General features: G+C 60.7%; 14 protein-coding genes. 7 read left to right on the top strand and 7 right to left on the bottom strand.

The window, feature by feature from the left end:
• Positions 1–405 precede the first annotated feature (405 nt).
• Positions 406–1335, top strand: a complete 930-nt coding sequence (locus tag LMTR21_RS37885) for an AraC family transcriptional regulator (protein WP_246174982.1) — start codon at positions 406–408, stop codon at positions 1333–1335.
• Here the strand turns inward: LMTR21_RS37885 and LMTR21_RS42120 are convergent.
• The 7 genes from LMTR21_RS42120 to LMTR21_RS37925 all read right to left on the bottom strand — a co-directional run bounded on the left by LMTR21_RS42120 (position 1272) and on the right by LMTR21_RS37925 (position 10861).
• A complete protein-coding gene (locus LMTR21_RS42120; protein WP_084030551.1) occupies positions 1272–1583 on the bottom strand; it encodes a DUF3095 family protein in 312 nt (103 codons plus the stop codon). The two genes, LMTR21_RS37885 and LMTR21_RS42120, sit on opposite strands and share 64 nt — an antisense overlap.
• Positions 1584–1831: 248 nt before the next feature.
• Positions 1832–2347: a Dps family protein gene (locus LMTR21_RS37895; RefSeq protein WP_065752334.1), complete on the bottom strand. Its 516-nt coding sequence runs from the start codon at positions 2345–2347 to the stop codon at positions 1832–1834.
• A 222-nt stretch (positions 2348–2569) separates the two neighbouring features.
• The gene (locus LMTR21_RS37900; RefSeq protein ID WP_065752417.1) at positions 2570–4165 is read right to left on the bottom strand and encodes a GMC family oxidoreductase; all 1596 of its coding nucleotides are present in this window, start codon (positions 4163–4165) and stop codon (positions 2570–2572) included.
• 601 nt (positions 4166–4766) lie between these two features.
• Positions 4767–5801 carry an adenylate/guanylate cyclase domain-containing protein gene (locus tag LMTR21_RS37910; protein WP_065752335.1) on the bottom strand — a complete coding sequence of 345 codons (1035 nt, stop codon included), beginning with the start codon at positions 5799–5801 and terminating at the stop codon, positions 4767–4769.
• Positions 5802–5852: 51 nt separating this feature from the next.
• Positions 5853–6365, bottom strand: coding sequence for an isoprenylcysteine carboxyl methyltransferase family protein (locus tag LMTR21_RS37915; protein WP_065752418.1), 513 nt, complete (start codon positions 6363–6365; stop codon positions 5853–5855).
• Positions 6366–6524: 159 nt separating this feature from the next.
• Positions 6525–9704, bottom strand: a complete 3180-nt coding sequence (locus LMTR21_RS37920; RefSeq protein ID WP_065752336.1) for an efflux RND transporter permease subunit — start codon at positions 9702–9704, stop codon at positions 6525–6527.
• Positions 9701–10861, bottom strand: a complete 1161-nt coding sequence (locus LMTR21_RS37925; RefSeq protein WP_430642613.1) for an efflux RND transporter periplasmic adaptor subunit — start codon at positions 10859–10861, stop codon at positions 9701–9703. Before LMTR21_RS37925 ends, LMTR21_RS37920 begins: the two co-directional genes overlap by 4 nt.
• 130 nt (positions 10862–10991) lie before the next feature.
• Here LMTR21_RS37925 and LMTR21_RS37930 point away from each other — a divergent pair, with 130 nt between their 5' ends.
• The 6 genes from LMTR21_RS37930 (at position 10992) to LMTR21_RS37955 (ending at position 15699) form a co-directional block, all read left to right on the top strand.
• Complete coding sequence (locus tag LMTR21_RS37930) at positions 10992–11633, top strand: hypothetical protein (protein WP_141688241.1); 642 nt, start codon at positions 10992–10994, stop codon at positions 11631–11633.
• Positions 11634–11720: 87 nt separating this feature from the next.
• On the top strand, positions 11721–12212 hold the full coding sequence (locus tag LMTR21_RS37935) for an OsmC family protein (protein WP_084030554.1): 492 nt from the start codon (positions 11721–11723) through the stop codon (positions 12210–12212).
• 641 nt (positions 12213–12853) lie between these two features.
• Positions 12854–13771: an NADP-dependent oxidoreductase gene (locus tag LMTR21_RS37940; RefSeq protein WP_065752419.1), complete on the top strand. Its 918-nt coding sequence runs from the start codon at positions 12854–12856 to the stop codon at positions 13769–13771.
• Positions 13772–13954: 183 nt separating this feature from the next.
• The gene (locus tag LMTR21_RS37945) at positions 13955–14590 is read left to right on the top strand and encodes a nitroreductase family protein (protein WP_065752340.1); all 636 of its coding nucleotides are present in this window, start codon (positions 13955–13957) and stop codon (positions 14588–14590) included.
• Positions 14591–14624: 34 nt separating this feature from the next.
• Positions 14625–15170, top strand: coding sequence for a carboxymuconolactone decarboxylase family protein (locus tag LMTR21_RS37950; RefSeq protein WP_065752341.1), 546 nt, complete (start codon positions 14625–14627; stop codon positions 15168–15170).
• Between the two features lie 247 nt (positions 15171–15417).
• Positions 15418–15699 carry a DUF427 domain-containing protein gene (locus LMTR21_RS37955; protein ID WP_065752342.1) on the top strand — a complete coding sequence of 94 codons (282 nt, stop codon included), beginning with the start codon at positions 15418–15420 and terminating at the stop codon, positions 15697–15699.
• Positions 15700–15758: the final 59 nt, after the last annotated feature.

Consider the following 15758-nt stretch of genomic DNA (forward strand, 5'->3'; position numbering starts at 1 on the left):
GAGACTCGATTGGCGAGAGACGAAGTGGCTCAGTACAACTTTTTGGCTTGCCCGCAGCACGCTGCGTGACGGCGTCCAAGACCTTATTGTTGTCAGCTTCGATCTGAAGGCGGCTCAGGATTGATCTGCGAGAATTTCACTTCCATACTACGGTGTTCTGATCATGATTGCCCCATTTAGTTCCGGGAAGACGGTCAGTCAGTGGCGAACGAGCATGGCGACGCCCTCGCTGATCTTCGGAGAACGGGCTTCGGAGCACTATCGGCACCGGTAGCCGAGCAGCAAAGGGCTACTACAGTCATGCACACTTCGAAAGCGGTCCCAACACAGGCTCTCTTCGGGCAGAACGTTTCGCTGGCCACGGGCTCCACTGTCAAATTGTCTACAACAGACCTCGACAACTTGATGCAGGCGCTCGACATCGATGTCATCGCGCTGACTGAGATTCTGGTGCCGCACGGTCATCGAGTCGAAATGGGAATGATTGACGCACCCGGGATCCACTACAACTTGAGTGGCGTGGGTCGCATATCGATCAACGGCGGACCCGAGATGCCGTTGAGCCCTCATTTGCTCATCATCGTGCCGCCAAACACTCCGTTCGCGATCGAGGTCGACGGTGGAAGTGGCCCACCGAAGCTCATTTCGAGAGACTGCTGGACTCGTCAAGACGGCATCCTCCGCGTCGCAGTGCCGAATGAGAAACCCGAAATCGTTCAGGTATGCGGCTTTTTTAATGCATCCTTTGGTCAGTCTGTGAGGTTGTTCGGAGAACTCAGCGAACCAGTGATCGAGCAGTTCGAGCCGGCGGACAAGATCGATCTGAAGCTTCGCGAGGCTATGGACGAGTTGCTGCAGCAAGAGGTCGGCGTTGGAGCCATGACAGCGTCTCTGCTCAAGCAAATCGTTGTCTCATTGGTGCGACGGTCCCTCAGGTCATCCCAGCGTTGGACTGAGCGATTCTCGATACTTTCCGACAGGCAGGTCACTCGTGCTTTTGCAGATATGGTGGCGCGGCCAGGAGCCGCCCATTCAGTTCAAAGCTTGGCACATAGTGCAGGATTGAGTCGTTCGGCGTTCATGGCGCGATTCTCGGACATCTTTGGACAATCCCCGATGGTCGTCTTGCGAGACTTGAGAATGCGCCAGGCTGCGATCAATTTGACGACAACGACGATGTCGATCGACGTCATTGCTCATAATGCGGGGTACGAGAGCCGTTCAAGTTTTGTGCGAGCTTTTCGAAAGGCGTACAATCGAGATCCCAGCGACTATCGGCGGATAGCCAAGGAGGGCAAAGCCCAGAAGGGTAAGCACCCTAAACCGAGTGTCTGATGGGTTGGACGTGCGCAGCCAAAGCACGAGTTCGTTGTGTATCGGGGCTGCTTGCAACATTTCGCTTCAAGTTGACCGCAGTGTTCAACGAAGTGCACGTGATTAGCTTGGGTGGGCGATCGTACAAAGCACGTAAGATTGGCGGCCAATTGTCGATGCGTTCCAAAAAGGCATGCGCCTCGTCGCTGAGCCTCCTCCAAGCGTGCGTCTATGACGTCGGCGAGTTCAGACGAGCAGTCCACTGTCATACGTAGCCGTCGTTGAATTTTCGGAACTCTGTATTCTCCACAAGCTCTCGTCGGAACCGAGCTTCATGAAAGTCACCAATAGGAATTCCCAGTAGGGGTGCCCATCCGCGCCAGCCTGCCGCGCAAGCACTTCGCGACCCAAGCCGCAAAGGGCATCTTTCGACTGCCTTTCTTGATGGCATGATCAACATGGTCGTCGGTCCATGCGGGGAGCGGGCCTTCGGCGGGCAACAGGCGTGCGCTCGGGATTAAGCTCTCCTAGTCGCTTCGAACAGGAACCACGTGCGGCGCTCTGCCTCGTCGATCCAGTTTTCGATCAGGCTGGCCGTGGCGACATCGCCATGTTCGTCGCAGACATTGTGAGTCTGCCGCATGCGCTGGGTGAGCGCAAAGTTGTCTTCCTTCAGCTCGGCCAGCATGCCTTCGGGTGTAACAAAATCCGTATCATTGTCCTCGATATGCTTCACCCTGGCGATGTGGCCGATCGAGCGAATCGTTGTGCCGCCGATCTTGCGGGCTCTTTCGGCGATTTCATCCGTCATCGCGAAGATCTGCTCGGCCTGCTCGTCGAGAAGGAGGTGATAATCCCGGAAATGCGGGCCCGATATGTGCCAATGGAAGTTCTTGGTCTTGACATAAAGCGCGAATACGTCCGCCAGAAGCACAGTGAGGGCGGCCGAAATATCCTTGGTGGCATTGGAGCCGAGATTGCTCGGCGTGTCGAGCGGTGCCTCGCGGCGCTTTCTCGCGTCTTCTAGACTCATTTTGATGCCTCCTTCAGGGTTGATGCAGTCTTGCCGTTCGCAAGGGAATTGCTCTGAACAAGCATTTTGCGAAACCGTTCACCGAGTGGCAGTGGGTTACGATCACGAACACCCCGCTCGCCTACTCGTTCTGACAAGAGTATAGACAACTCCCACCCCGCCCCCGGCGAGCGAGGTCGGGAGACTGCTGCCAGCGTCGTCGCCGGCTTGCGCCGGAGCTTACTAGGTCCGCTTCAGATCCTCGACCAGCATCGCCGTGGCGTGGCGCGCGAGCGCCTGGGTCGGGGCGTTGGTATTGCCGCTGGTGATGTTCGGCATGATCGAGGCGTCGATCACCCGGAGGCCGTCGACCCCGCGGACCCTGAGCCTTGCGTCAACCACCGCTCGCGCATCCTGGCCCATCCGGCACGTTCCGACCGGGTGCCACATCGTCGTCACGACACGCTTCACCCATTCGCCGATCTCCGCGTCCGACTGGATATGCGGGCCGGGATCCATCTCTTCCTCGATCACCGACGCCAACGACTCCTGGGCCATGACCTTGCGGATCGCGCGTACCGATTCCACCGCGGCCTTCAAGTCTTCCTCCTCACCGATGAAGTTCGGGTTGATCAGAGGCATCGACGTCGGGTCGCTGTCGGCCAGCCGCACCCAGCCACGGCTCCTGGGCTGAAGCACCACGAGTTCGAAGGTGACGCCCGAGCGGTCGCCCGCCGGGCCGAGTTGCTCGTTCAAGACGATGGGAGCGTGATAGCATTGGATCGTGGGTTCGGCGGAGAAGTCGGATGGATTCCAGTGGGTAACCGTCTCGATGCCGTTGCCCGACGCCGGGCCATCCTTGGTGATGAGATAACGCAGGCCCGCCTTCACGGTGCCGAGGCCCTGCGCGGCCGCCTGATAGCCAAGATCGCCCTCTACGTAGGCACGGACCGGTACCATCGGGTGGTCCTGGAGATTTTCGCCCACCTCCGGAGAATCGACGATCACCGCGATGTCGCGCTGGCGAAGGTGCTCGGCCGGTCCAATGCCCGAGTGCATGAGGATCTTCGGGCTATGGACGGACCCGGCCGACAGCACGACCTCGCCGGCCATGATCCTCTCGAGGCCGTTGTCCTTCAGCTCGATGCCGACAGCCCGCTTGTTTTCGATAAGAATCCGAACGACGGTCTTGCCAGTGAGAAGCGTGACGCGGCCTGAGGCGAGGTGCGGACGCAGATAAGCGTCGACCGCGCTGCACCGGCGCTGATTTCCGACCGTCGACTGCACCGGCGAAACGCCGATCTGGCTCTCGCCGTTATAGTCGGGATTATAGGGAATCCCATATTCCTGGAAGGCCTTGAGGCAATATTGGTTCAGCTCGTTGATGCCCTTGGGCAACTGGACCGCCAGACCACCATTGATGCCGTGATATTCGTCATGGAAGGTGTCGTTGCGTTCCTGCGCCATGAAGACGGGAAGCAGGTCTTCATACGACCATTTGCCGGTGTCGCCGACCGCGTCTTGCCACGCGGCGAAGTCGCGTATCTGACCACGGACGTAGCACATCGCGTTGATCGAGGAGCCGCCGCCGAGCACCTTGCCTGAGCGATATGCTCGCTTGGTGCCGTGCTGGGGAACCGTCTCGTATTTCCAGACATGCCGGTCGTGGACCAGTATATTGGCGAAGCCGGCGGGAATGTGGATGAACGGATCGCGATCCATGTCGCCCGCTTCGATCAGCGCGATCGACGCATTGGTGTGTTCGGCGAGATAACTCGCGACGACGCAGCCGGCCGCGCCTGCGCCAACAATGACAATGTCGTACCCCTCTTGAGACATCAGCGTCTTTCTCTTTCGCACCATTTTATCGTTCAATGAACACCCGTAGTCGGCGGAGCGCCATCGCGGCGCCCGATCCAGAGATTGATTGGACCTTGATTTTGGAGAGTGACCTTGCAGCGCCGGCCACGGAAATCACCTCTCGCCATAGAGTCGATAGCCGATCGTTATTGTCGCTCGCCGCGCCGCATGATGCCGTAGCGAGGAATGCCACCAGCCGCATCGCACCTCGAAACCGAGTTTTTATTCTCTTCAATTGTCTGAGACGAGATGGCGATCAGCGAACCGCCACGTGCCTAGATTAACGGGCGAACCTCTTCGAGCGCCCTTAAGTCGAGATTGCATGCGGGACACCAACTGCCGCAATAGAAGATTAAAAGGAGCGGACCGCGGCGCAGCATCGACGCCGACGAGGATTTTGCGCCGTCTTGATTGGGCTGACAGAAGCTCCGGGGTGTTGTCCAGCGGTTAACGCCTTTCTCAACTCGGCCGGAGGCCATCAGGTTTCGGCAGCCCGCACCAGGGCAATCGCGATAGCGGTGGTCATTTCCGGCGTCCAGCATGCCGAACAGCTCGCGCTTTTAATCAACCTTTTGCGGGTCTATCGTTGCGAGTCAGTTCCCGACACAGGCCACGTGATCCCGTAAAGATGGATCGGCTCGGCGCGACCACGCAGCGCATGACGACCCAGGTCGGCAAACATCCGTGCTAGATCGCCGCTACCCTCCGCATGGAGCGCATCGATGAATGAGGCTGTGACGAGCAAGTCGAAGCCGAGAGTGCGGCAGGACGCTTCGACTCGGCTGGCGATATTGACCGTATCGCCGACCACGGTCAGTTCGAGCCTGCTTTCGCTGCCGATGTCACCTTGCACGATCGGACCGTGGTGAATTCCGACAGCCATGCGTATCTCCTCATCACCGGATTGAAGGCGTCGCTTATTCCAGTCGGCGATCGAGTGCAGGATCTTGAGCGCGCCGCGAGCTGCGTTGGTGGCATCGGTCGAGCACGGCAGCGGCGCACCGAACACCGCCATCAGCCCGTCGCCGAGGAATTTGTCGATGTAGCCATTCTCGGAGAAAACGCACTTGCTCAGCAGCGCCTGCAGGTCGCGCAGAAACGCGATCACATTCTCCGGTGCCAGCCTCGCACAATATGCTGTGAAGCCTACCATGTCGACGAACAGCACGGCTGCCGGCTGATGGTGGGTAAGGGAAAGCGGCGTGTCCATCTCCGCAACTTCATCCACCAGCTCCGGTGCAAAGAATCGTGCCAGATTCGCACGCTGTCGCTGGCTCGCTGAAAGCCGCTCATTCGCCGAAATATTCTGCAAGGCGAGGAACGTGGTAATGCCGATAGCCGCAAGACCCATGGCAGCTCGGAGGATCGCCGCATCCGGGAACCTCGGACCATGCACCAGCACCAGGCTCAATATGGTCAGCACTGTGGATCCCGCGGCGGCGACCATGACGCTACGACGGTTGAGACCGATTGTCGAAACCAGCACGACGAAAACATAGAGCACCGCGACGGCAAACTCGAAAGGGGTGAGCGTATCGATGACGAAGATGCCGAGAGCCAGCGCGAATGCAGCAAGCTGCGGATGATTAGGTCTCTTTTTGTTTGCAGGGATCATCTGGCTGGCTCGTTAAGGGCCCGCTCGGCCATTTGCTGCCGTGCACTCTGGTCAGTAACCGGGGAAGTGCTCGCGCATCGCCTTTTCCTCCTGAAATATGCGTATGGCCAGCGGAACGGCATAGATCGCCAACCCGACCACGAGAGTGAAATAGGCGTGTTGCACAAGCGCGAAACCGACCAGCTCCGGAAGAATGTTGAGATAGTAGTTCGGGTGGCGAACCCACCGGAAAAGCGGGTGTTTCACCAGCACATGGTTCCGGGCGATCATCAGCTTCACCGTCCACAGGCGGCCGAGCAGATGCGATACAACCAACAGCATCCCGACCCCGAAGACGTAGAGAACTAGTCCCATGATGGTGATGGGGTCGAAAGAGGCCGCACGGGCGATGCCTTCAATTGAAGCTGCGACATAGAAGGCGATATGCGCCAAGGCGAGCCAACGCGAGTTCCTCTCGCCGTACTCGACGGCCCCGTCCTTTCGAAGCGCCCTTTCGTTCCGCATCGAAACCACGAGCATGGCGACGCGAAACACGACGGCTGCAGTGATGAACAGGAAAAGCATACGGACATCCATGAGGTTTACTGACATAAGGCTGGAGTGTTTGTCCGCGCTTGCTGAGATTAGTGCCCAACCATTCGTGCAAACACTCCCGGCGGTATTTGATCACAACGACCTCCGGTTGCCCGATTTCATTTTTATGGTCTCCTCACAGCCCGCAACTCACCCCGCCGCGGCCGTGGCCGCCGTCGTCTGGGTCGACTTGCCCTCGTTCTTGCCTTCCGCGAGGTTGCGCACCACCATGTAGAAGATCGGCGTGAAGATCAGGCCGAACAGCGTGACGCCGAGCATGCCGAAGAACACGGCGACGCCGACCGCCTGGCGCATCTCCGAGCCGGAACCGGTCGACACCACCAGCGGCAGCACGCCGAGGATGAAGGCGAACGAGGTCATCAGGATCGGCCGCAGGCGGAGCCGGCAGGCCTCGATGACAGCCTCCAGCCGCGGCTTGCCCTCGTTCTCGATATCGCGCGCGAACTCGACGATCAGGATCGCGTTCTTGGCCGCCAGTCCCACCAGCACGACGAAGCCGATCTGGGTCAGGATGTTGACGTCCTGCCCCATGATGCGCACGCCGATGGTCGCTGCGAGCAGGCACATTGGCACGATCAGGATCACCGCGAACGGCAGCGTCCAGCTACCATATTGCGCCGCCAGCACCAGATAGACGAACAGCACACAGATCGGGAACACATAGAGGCCAGCATTACCACCCGTCACCTGTTGATAGGACAGATCGGTCCATTCGAAGGAAAAGCCGCTCGGCAATGTTTCGTCGGCCAGTTGCTTGATGGTGTTGAGCGCCGTCGTCGAGCTCACGCCCGGTGCCGGCTCACCCTGCAGCTCGGACGCCGAGTAGAGATTGTAGCGCGCGACACGATCGGGTCCCGAGGTGTCCTTGAAGTCCACGATGCTGCCGAGCATCACCATGTCGCCGGCCGCGTTGCGGGTACGCAGCCGCGCGAGATCGGAGGTCTCCTTGCGGAATGGGAGATCGGCCTGCGCGGTGACGTGATAGGTGCGTCCGAACAGGTTGAAGTCGTTGACATAGGTCGAGCCGAAGTAAGTCTCGATCGTGTCGGTGATGTTGGCGATGGGGACGCCGAGCTTCTGCGCCTTGACGCGATCGATATCGATGAACAGCTGCGGCGTATTCGCCGTGAACGGCGAGAACACCGAGGTCAGGTTTGGCGACTTCCGCGCGGCGGCAACGAGCTCGTCGGTCGCGGCTGCGAGCCGCTCGGGACCGCGCCCTTGTCGATCCTGGATGCGGATGGTGAAGCCGCCGCCGGTGCCGATGCCTGGCACCGCGGGCGGTGGAATGACGATGATGAAAGCGCCCTGGATCACCGACAGCCGCTTGCGCAGATCGGCCGTGATCGCGTTGGCCGACAATCCCTTCTTCTGCCGTGCCTCCGGCTCGTCGAACACCGGGAACAACGCCGCGGCGTTGCCGGCCTGCGTGCGCGTCGCGCCGGAGAAGCCGCTGAACGCCCCGACACGGACGATACCTGGCGTATCCAACGCAATCCGCTCGATTTCGCGCACCACCGCGGTGGTCCGCGCCAGCGACGCGGCGCCTGGCAATTGCACCGAGATGATGAGGTAACCGCGATCCTGCGCGGGAATGAAGCCCTGCGAGGTGGTGGCGAGCAGCCAGCCGGCGCTGCCGATCAGCGCGAGATAGATCACAAGCATCACCACCGTATGCCGGATCACGAAGTCGGCGGCGGCCGCGTAGCCATGCGCCAGGCGATCGAAGATGCGGTTGAACAGCGCGGTGAAGCCGTCCCAGCCGCGCGCAATGATGTTCCAGCGCGCCGGCGGACGTTTCTCCTCGTGCGGAGTAAGGATCTGCGAGGCCAGTGCCGGCGACAGCGTCAGCGAGCAGAAGCAGGAGATCGCGGTCGCGACCGCGATGGTGACGGCGAATTGCTGGAAGAACTGCCCGGAGATGCCGCCCAGGAAGGCTGTCGGCACGAACACCGCGCAGAGCACGAGTGCGATCGAGACCAGCGCGCCGCCGACCTCCTCCATGGTCTTGAGCGCCGCCTCGCGCCGGCTCATACCGAGCTGGAGATGTCGCTCGACATTCTCGACGACCACGATGGCGTCGTCGACCACGATGCCGACCGCGAGAACCAGACCGAACAGCGTCAAATTATTGATCGAGAATCCGAGTGCCGCCATCACCGCGAAGGTGCCGACCAGCGACACCGGGATCGCGATGATCGGGATGATCGCAGGCCGCCACCCCTGCAAAAACACAAGCACCACGATGACGACGAGCGCCATCGCCTCGTAGACCGTCTTAATCAGCTCATGGACCGATTGGGCGATGAATTCGGTGGGGTTGTAACCGATATTGTAGTCGAGCCCCTTCGGAAAACTCTCCTTCAGCTTCGCCATGGTGGTGGAGATTGCCCTCGCTGTGGCGAGCGCGTTCGATCCGGGCCGTTGCGTCACCACCATTGCGACGGCCGACTTGCGCAGTATGCGGCTGCTGGTGGCGTAGGACAGCGCACCGAGCTCGACCCGGGCGATGTCGCGCAGCCGCACAGTACGGCCGTCGGAGCCGGCCTTCACCACGATGTCCTCGAACTGCCTGATATCTTTGAGACGGCCAGTGAAGACGAGGTTCGGCTGGATTGCACGATCGGCGATCGGCGGTTCCGCGATCTGTCCGCCGGTGATCTGCAGGTTCTGGGCGCGGATCGCTGCCAGCACCTCGCTCGATGTCAGACCGAGATTGGCGATCCGGTCGGGATCGAGCCACAACCGCATTGAGTAGTCGCGCGCGCCGAACATCTGGATGTCGCCGACGCCGTCGAGCCGCAAAAGCTGATCGCGGACCTGCAGCAACGCGTAGTTGGAAATGTAGAGCTGATCGAACGTGTCGTCGGGCGACAGCACGAACACGGCCATCAGGATATCGGGCGAATTCTTGCGGGTGACGACGCCGTTGCGCTGCACCTCCTCGGGCAGCCGCGGCTGCGCGATCGCGACGCGGTTTTGCACCAGCACCTGGGCCTTGTCGAGGTCGGTGCCGAGCTTGAAGGTGACGGTGATGGTGAGCTGGCCGTTCGAGGTCGCCTGGCTGTAGAGATACAGCATGTCCTCGACGCCGTTGATCTCCTGCTCGATCGGGGCGGCGACGGTGTCGGATACGGTCTGCGCCGAGGCGCCCGGATATTGCGTGGTGACGGTAACGGTCGGCGGCGCCACCTGCGGATATTCCGAGACCGGCAGCGTCTGGTAGGCGATCGCGCCGACGATCAAAAGCACGATCGACAGCACCATCGCCAGGATGGGCTGGTTGATGGAGAGCCTTCCGAGATTCATGGCTTGGCACCTGCTGGCCTGTCGCCTGCCAGAGCCTTGTCGGCTGCCGGCGCCTGCACCATTTTCGGCGTCACCTTGGCGCCGACGCGGGCACGCTGCAGCCCGTCGACGATGACGTGATCCTCAGCCTTGAGGCCCTCACGAATCACGCGCAGCCCTTCGTCGAGCGGCCCGAGCACAACCGGCCTTGCCTCCACCGTGTTGTCTTCCTTGACCACGAACACGATCTTGCGCGACTGGTCCGTGGCCACAGCGGTGTCCGGAATCAGCAGCGCCTCGTACGGCGCGGAGCCGATGATTCGGACGCGGCCGAACTGCCCGGGCAGGATCGAAAGATCCTTGTTCGGGATCACGGCGCGGCTGCGCAGCGTCGCGGTCGAGACGTCCAGTCGATTGTCGAGGAAGTCCATCTTCCCCTCATGCGAGGGCTTTGTCTCGCCGGTCAGTGTCACCTGCACCGGGTTCGGCGTGTCGCGCGAGCTCGGCCGCTTGCCTTCGAACCACAGCCGGCTATTGCGCTGATAGGTCGCCTCGTCGACATCGAAATAGATGTAGATCGGATCGAGCGATACGATCGAGGTGAGCAGCGTCGCACCGCCCTCGCTGCCCTGCACGAGGTTACCGAGGGTCACCAAATGGCGGCTGACGCGGCCGGTGATCGGCGCCAGCACGTGGGTGAATTCGACGTTGAGCTGCGCGGCCTTCAGCGTACCCTCGGCCTGCGTCTCGGCCGCGTGAGCCGCCTGCAAGGCTTGACGGCGCTGGTCGACGACCTGTTCGGAAACTGCACTGGTCTGGACCAGAGTCAGCCCACGGTCGAGTTCGCGCTTGGCAAGCTCCGCCTTGGCGCGCGCATCCGCAAGCTGTCCCTCTGCCTGCAGCGCCACCGCCTCGAACGGACGCGGGTCGATGGTGTAGAGCAGATCGCCGGCATGGACGATCGCGCCATCCTTGAACTCTACACTGTTGACGAAGCCGCCGACGCGGGCGCGGACCTGAACCTCCTGTATCGCCTCGAAGCGGCCGGTGAACTCGTCCCAGTCGGTGACCGTACGCTTGACCGGTTGCGCGACTGTCACCGGCGGCGGGGCCGCGGCCGCCTGCGATTGCGCCTTCTCGTTACAGCCGGCGAGCGCCAGCGCGAACAGCATGCCGATCGGTGCGCCGCCGCATCGTGGAAGGCGACGAAACGAACCGCGATCAAGCCGGGTCGCCGGAGCGGGATGCTCCGTTCTGTCAGTCGTACTCACTTCCGTCTCTCCAAGGACCTAGAATGTTGCGATTAAATTGGACCAGGTCGCACTGTTACCGCCGGCCGGTCTCAATACAGGCAGCAGCATTCGCACCGCAGTTTCCGATGACGATCTCGAACTTGATTTCAATGGCGCGGCCGCTCTCTCGGACAAATCGCTGAACCTGGCCGAGACCGAGACTCGAACCTTGGCCCAACCGCTTCGTCGTCAAATTGGAGTCGAACGCTTGCCAAAGCACTTTCTCGTAATGTCAGCGTGCCCATGGCGCGACGATTTCAATTACGTCGTTGCTTTGCATATCGACCCACTGCCCTTTTTGATCTTCTATCGTTTTCCGCTTATCGATCGCGGAACCGCAAGTGTCGGCTCGACGATGCTTTGGAGAATGACCTCGCAACGCCGGCGACGGAAATCACCTCTCGCCATGGAGTCGATAAACGGTCGTTATCGCCGCTCGCCGCACGAGCGTGACTTCGGCTCGCTGGAAGTCAATGCACCGTTCGTGAGCGGGAAGACCATCAAGCCCGCTGCATGTGCCTTCACGGATTTTCCTAGTCGTGGAGCTTCGACACTGACTTCACTGAGCATTCCGGGCGATTATGGATATGATAGCTTTACCCGAATGGTCGCCGGATTTAGTTGCTCAACGCACTGGCTGAAGCGGACGCGGCGCTGAGATCTCGCACAAAACTCTGAGGCTCGTTTTGCGCTACACACTCGTCGAAGCCGGCGGATTAATCATTCGAACGATCGGGACCTAATCATGACCAAGATCCGCGAAGTTGTCGTCGCGAGCGATCCCACCCATCATGGCGCGCTTGTTGGTCGTGTCGACGCATCTCAGTTTCCCATCGGCGGCCCAGATGGAGCCGGCCACATATCTCCCGGTCCCAATCCTTACGACCTTCTTGGCGCGTCTCTCGCTGCATGCACCGCTATGACTGTTCGTTTTCACGCCCGGCGCCGAGAATTTCCGTTGGAGCGGGTAGAAGTGAGCGTCAGCTTCCACCACGGCGCCCGGGGCGAACGAGATTCGTTCGAGCGCACTCTCGTGCTGGAGGGAGAACTCGACGCGCAACAGCGCGCATTCTTGCTGGAAGCCGCAAACCTCTGCCCCGTTGGCGAAATTCTCGGCATTAGCGCGGATATACACACACGCCCGGACACCACTACTTCGGGCCACAACGCAAGCACTCAGGCCAGCTACGAGGATGATCTGGCTGAACTCCAGATCCCGTATATCGATCCGGATTGAGCATCTCTCGTACCGTCGATCACTGCACCGGGGCACCAGCAGCCTGTCATGCCCGCGAGCTCTCAAGTTCCGTAAACCCGTGACTCTGGTTTCTCCACTGACTGGCGATCGTCGCTCGCGCGTTCGGCCTGCGTTGAAAGCTATCCCGAGAGTTGCGCGCCGGTGAAATAGAATGTGGTCTCGACCTTGCCGTCGTGAACGGCGAGTCGAGCTCGGCACTGACGATGCCAGCTCGGTACGTAACAAGCCCAGAAGAGATCGCCGAGTACGCCGATATTAGCCGCCGACTGACGCGTAATTTGACCTGCCTACCACGGCCTTGGGAACGTCGCAGAAGTGGTTGATCTTATCCATTAGCGGCTCGTTGACAACAATCCGGCTGACTCCTGATCTTAGCCAACAGCACCGGTTTTCTTCCGCGCGTTCCAGTTCTCACTTGCGTCCTCAGCGCCCGGAAATCATGCCCTCGCGGGGCATTCGATCCGGTTCACCGCCGCGTTTGACGCGCTTTGATTTTCGCTCACCGCATGGCATCGATTCCATAGCCACCCGTCATTGGACCATCGAGTTTCGCGGTCGTATTTTTTTCGCCCGCAAAGGAATTCGGAAGATGACGATATACCACACACAAGGAGGTGGCGATGAAGGCAATCGTTGTGAGGGACCAGGCTGCGGGAACAGCCGGGATGACGCTGGTGGAGCGGCCCGAGCCGCAGGCAGCGATCAACGACGTCGTCGTTCAGGTTCATGCATCGGGATTCGTTGGGACTGAGCTTATGTGGCCCTCGACGTGGGCCGATCGTCTCGACCGTGACCGTACACCGTCGATTCCCGGGCACGAGCTGGCCGGCGTGGTCACCGCCCTCGGCTACGGCACGACGGGGCTGTCGGTGGGACAGCGAGTGTTCGGCCTCACGGACTGGACTCGCGACGGCACCTTGGCGGAGTATGTGGCCGTCGAAGCACGCAACCTGGCGCCGCTTCCGGGTGACGTCGACTTCACGGCGGGCGCGAGCCTGCCGATCTCGGGCCTGACCGCGTGGCAGGGACTGTTCGTGCACGGCCGCCTTCACGCAGGGCAGAGCGTCCTCGTGCACGGCGCGGCCGGCGCAGTCGGGTCGATGGTGACGCAACTCGCACGATTGGCCGGCGCCTACGTCATCGGCTCCGGACGCGCCGCCGATCGTCAGAAGGCGCTCGACTTCGGCGCGCGGGAATTCGTCGACCTCGAGAAAGACGTCCTCGAAGACGTCGGCGGCGTCGATCTGGTGTTCGATATCATCGGCGGCGACATCGGGAAGCGTTCCGCGCGCCTGATTCGAGCTGGAGGGACACTGGTGTCCATCGTCGGGCCGAGCGAGGCGCGGCCCGCCGCCGGCCTGGCGGTCGACTTCGTTGTTGAGTCCGATCGCGCCCAACTGGGTGAGATCGTTCAGCGGGTGCGGGACGGACGACTGCGGACGAACATCGGCAACATCGCGACCCTCGACGATGCCGTCGCTGCTTTCAATCCGACCAAGCGGATCGGCGGGAAGACGATCATCCGCGTTCGTCCGTGAACGACACGCACCTTTGATGCACGCGGCCGGCTGCGTCCCATCAGGCGCCCCACGGCAACCTGGGAAACTACCCATGGACCGTGGCACGGGATGTCGAACGGGCTCCATCGCTGCAGCATTTCCAGCAAAGAGAGCGAAAGCACCCTCGTACCTCAACCTATCAGTTCACCCATAGCAATTACCATGACTAACGGAATCACCATGACCAACGCCGTCATCGAATGTATCCTGAGCCGCGCCGCCGCCAAGTATTACGACCCTGCCGCCACCTTGAGCGACGACCAAATCCGCGAGCTGGTGCGAATCGGAACCACTGCGCCGACATCCTTCCACTTACAGAACTGGCGCTTCATCGCCGTACGCACGCCCGAAGCCAAGGCTCGGCTACGTCCGATCGCCTGGAATCAGCCCGCGATCACTGAGGCGGCCGTTACGTTCATCGTCTGCGGCCAGTTGGCCGATTCCGCCGTCGTACCGGAGCGCCTGGCATCGGTGGTGGAAGCGGGCATCATGCCGGCAAAGATGGTGCCGGAATGGGAGATCCCCGCACGCGGTCTGTATAAGGATTATCCGCAGCGCCAGCGCGACGAGGCAGTACGCAGCGCCACCTTTGGCGCGGCGGCGATGATCTATGTGGCCCGCTCATGGGGCTTGGGTTCAACGCCGATGATCGGTTTCGATGACGAAGCGGTGCACCGCCAGTTCGGACTGGCCGAGGGCGAAGTGCCGGTCATGCTGTTGTCAATAGGGGCGGAGCGTCCGGGAAACTGGCCGCAGAAGCCGCGCCGTCCGGTGGCCGATGTGTTGGATCTCATTTGATTATTAGTTAAACCGGTAACTTGCGGAGACTACGATGCCAAGATGTGCAGCTCTAAAGCCGGAACAGGTGCCGGCCGACTCGAAACCGACCCTCGATATGTTCACCAAGAACGTCGGGTTCACTCCAAATATGATGGCGACCTTCGCGGCAAGTCCGATCGCGTTCAACGCATGGGCCACCCTGCTCGGCTCCTTGAGCAAGGCGCTCGACGTGAAGACGCGTGACAGCATCGGCCTCGCTGTCTCCGAAGTGAATGGCTGCAACTACTGCCTGACGGTACACAGCTTTACGGCCGATCATATGGCCAAGCTGCCGGCCAATGAAATCATTCTCGCTCGGAAAGGCCATGCCAGCGACCCGAAGCGGGACGCCGCCATCCAGTTTGCGCGCAAAGTCATCGAGACCCGCGGCAAGGTCAGTGACGCCGATCTAAAAGCCGTCCGCGATGCCGGCTACACGGATGCGAACGTCATCGAGATCGTCGCGCTGGTGGCCATGTACTCCCTGACGAACTTTTTCAATAACGTGTTCGATCCCGAGAAGGATTTTCCCGCCGTAGCGCCGGCTGGCTCGATCTGAACTCTATCCGGTCGCATCGACCATCTCCGAGGGTGCTTGGAGCTTTGCACCCAGGAAAGATTCTTGGGAACGCGTCCGAGCTTTTGGTATGCGCCGACAAGGTTAGGATACTGCATGAGTTCCTCGTCCCTCCGCTTCATTGAGGCGATCGAGATCATCTGCGCCCCTTACCAGACGACCTATCGAGTCGAACGATTCGAGCCCGGGTCGTATCGGTTCGAACTCATAGCATGGAAAGGAACGAGAAATGGCAGTCGCGACATGGAACGGAACAGTGATAGCGGAATCGGAGAAGACCGTTGTCGTCGAAGGCAACCACTGCTTCCCGCCCGAGTCCGTCAATACGCAACATCTTAAGCCGAGCACGACGACCAGCCGGTGTCCATGGAAGGGCCTTGCCAATTACTATTCGCTAATCGTCGATGGCAAAATTAATGAAGACGCAGCATGGTGTTACGCCAAGCCCTCCGATGCAGCAGCGGCCGTCAAAGGCTACATCGCGTTCTGGAAAGGTGTGGATGTGAGGTAATCGCCTGACCGCCGTCATCACCCGACTTTCCGCCCAAGTATGATGTATTCAGCCTGCAC

Source organism: Bradyrhizobium paxllaeri (assembly GCF_001693515.2).
GTDB lineage: Bacteria > Pseudomonadota > Alphaproteobacteria > Rhizobiales > Xanthobacteraceae > Bradyrhizobium > Bradyrhizobium paxllaeri.

Excerpts from the sequence above, each read along its gene's own strand:
- LMTR21_RS37920 (WP_065752336.1), bottom strand. The coding sequence starts at position 9,704 with ATGAATCTCGGAAGGCTCTCCATCAACCAGCCCATCCTGGCGATGGTG.
- LMTR21_RS42120 (WP_084030551.1), bottom strand. The coding sequence starts at position 1,583 with ATGACAGTGGACTGCTCGTCTGAACTCGCCGACGTCATAGACGCACGC.
- LMTR21_RS37940 (WP_065752419.1), top strand. The coding sequence starts at position 12,854 with ATGAAGGCAATCGTTGTGAGGGACCAGGCTGCGGGAACAGCCGGGATG.
- LMTR21_RS37945 (WP_065752340.1), top strand. The coding sequence starts at position 13,955 with ATGACTAACGGAATCACCATGACCAACGCCGTCATCGAATGTATCCTG.
- LMTR21_RS37950 (WP_065752341.1), top strand. The coding sequence starts at position 14,625 with ATGCCAAGATGTGCAGCTCTAAAGCCGGAACAGGTGCCGGCCGACTCG.
- LMTR21_RS37955 (WP_065752342.1), top strand. The coding sequence starts at position 15,418 with ATGGCAGTCGCGACATGGAACGGAACAGTGATAGCGGAATCGGAGAAG.
- LMTR21_RS37910 (WP_065752335.1), bottom strand. The coding sequence starts at position 5,801 with ATGATCCCTGCAAACAAAAAGAGACCTAATCATCCGCAGCTTGCTGCA.
- LMTR21_RS37915 (WP_065752418.1), bottom strand. The coding sequence starts at position 6,365 with ATGCTTTTCCTGTTCATCACTGCAGCCGTCGTGTTTCGCGTCGCCATG.
- LMTR21_RS37885 (WP_246174982.1), top strand. The coding sequence starts at position 406 with ATGCAGGCGCTCGACATCGATGTCATCGCGCTGACTGAGATTCTGGTG.
- LMTR21_RS37935 (WP_084030554.1), top strand. The coding sequence starts at position 11,721 with ATGACCAAGATCCGCGAAGTTGTCGTCGCGAGCGATCCCACCCATCAT.
- LMTR21_RS37900 (WP_065752417.1), bottom strand. The coding sequence starts at position 4,165 with ATGTCTCAAGAGGGGTACGACATTGTCATTGTTGGCGCAGGCGCGGCC.
- LMTR21_RS37895 (WP_065752334.1), bottom strand. The coding sequence starts at position 2,347 with ATGAGTCTAGAAGACGCGAGAAAGCGCCGCGAGGCACCGCTCGACACG.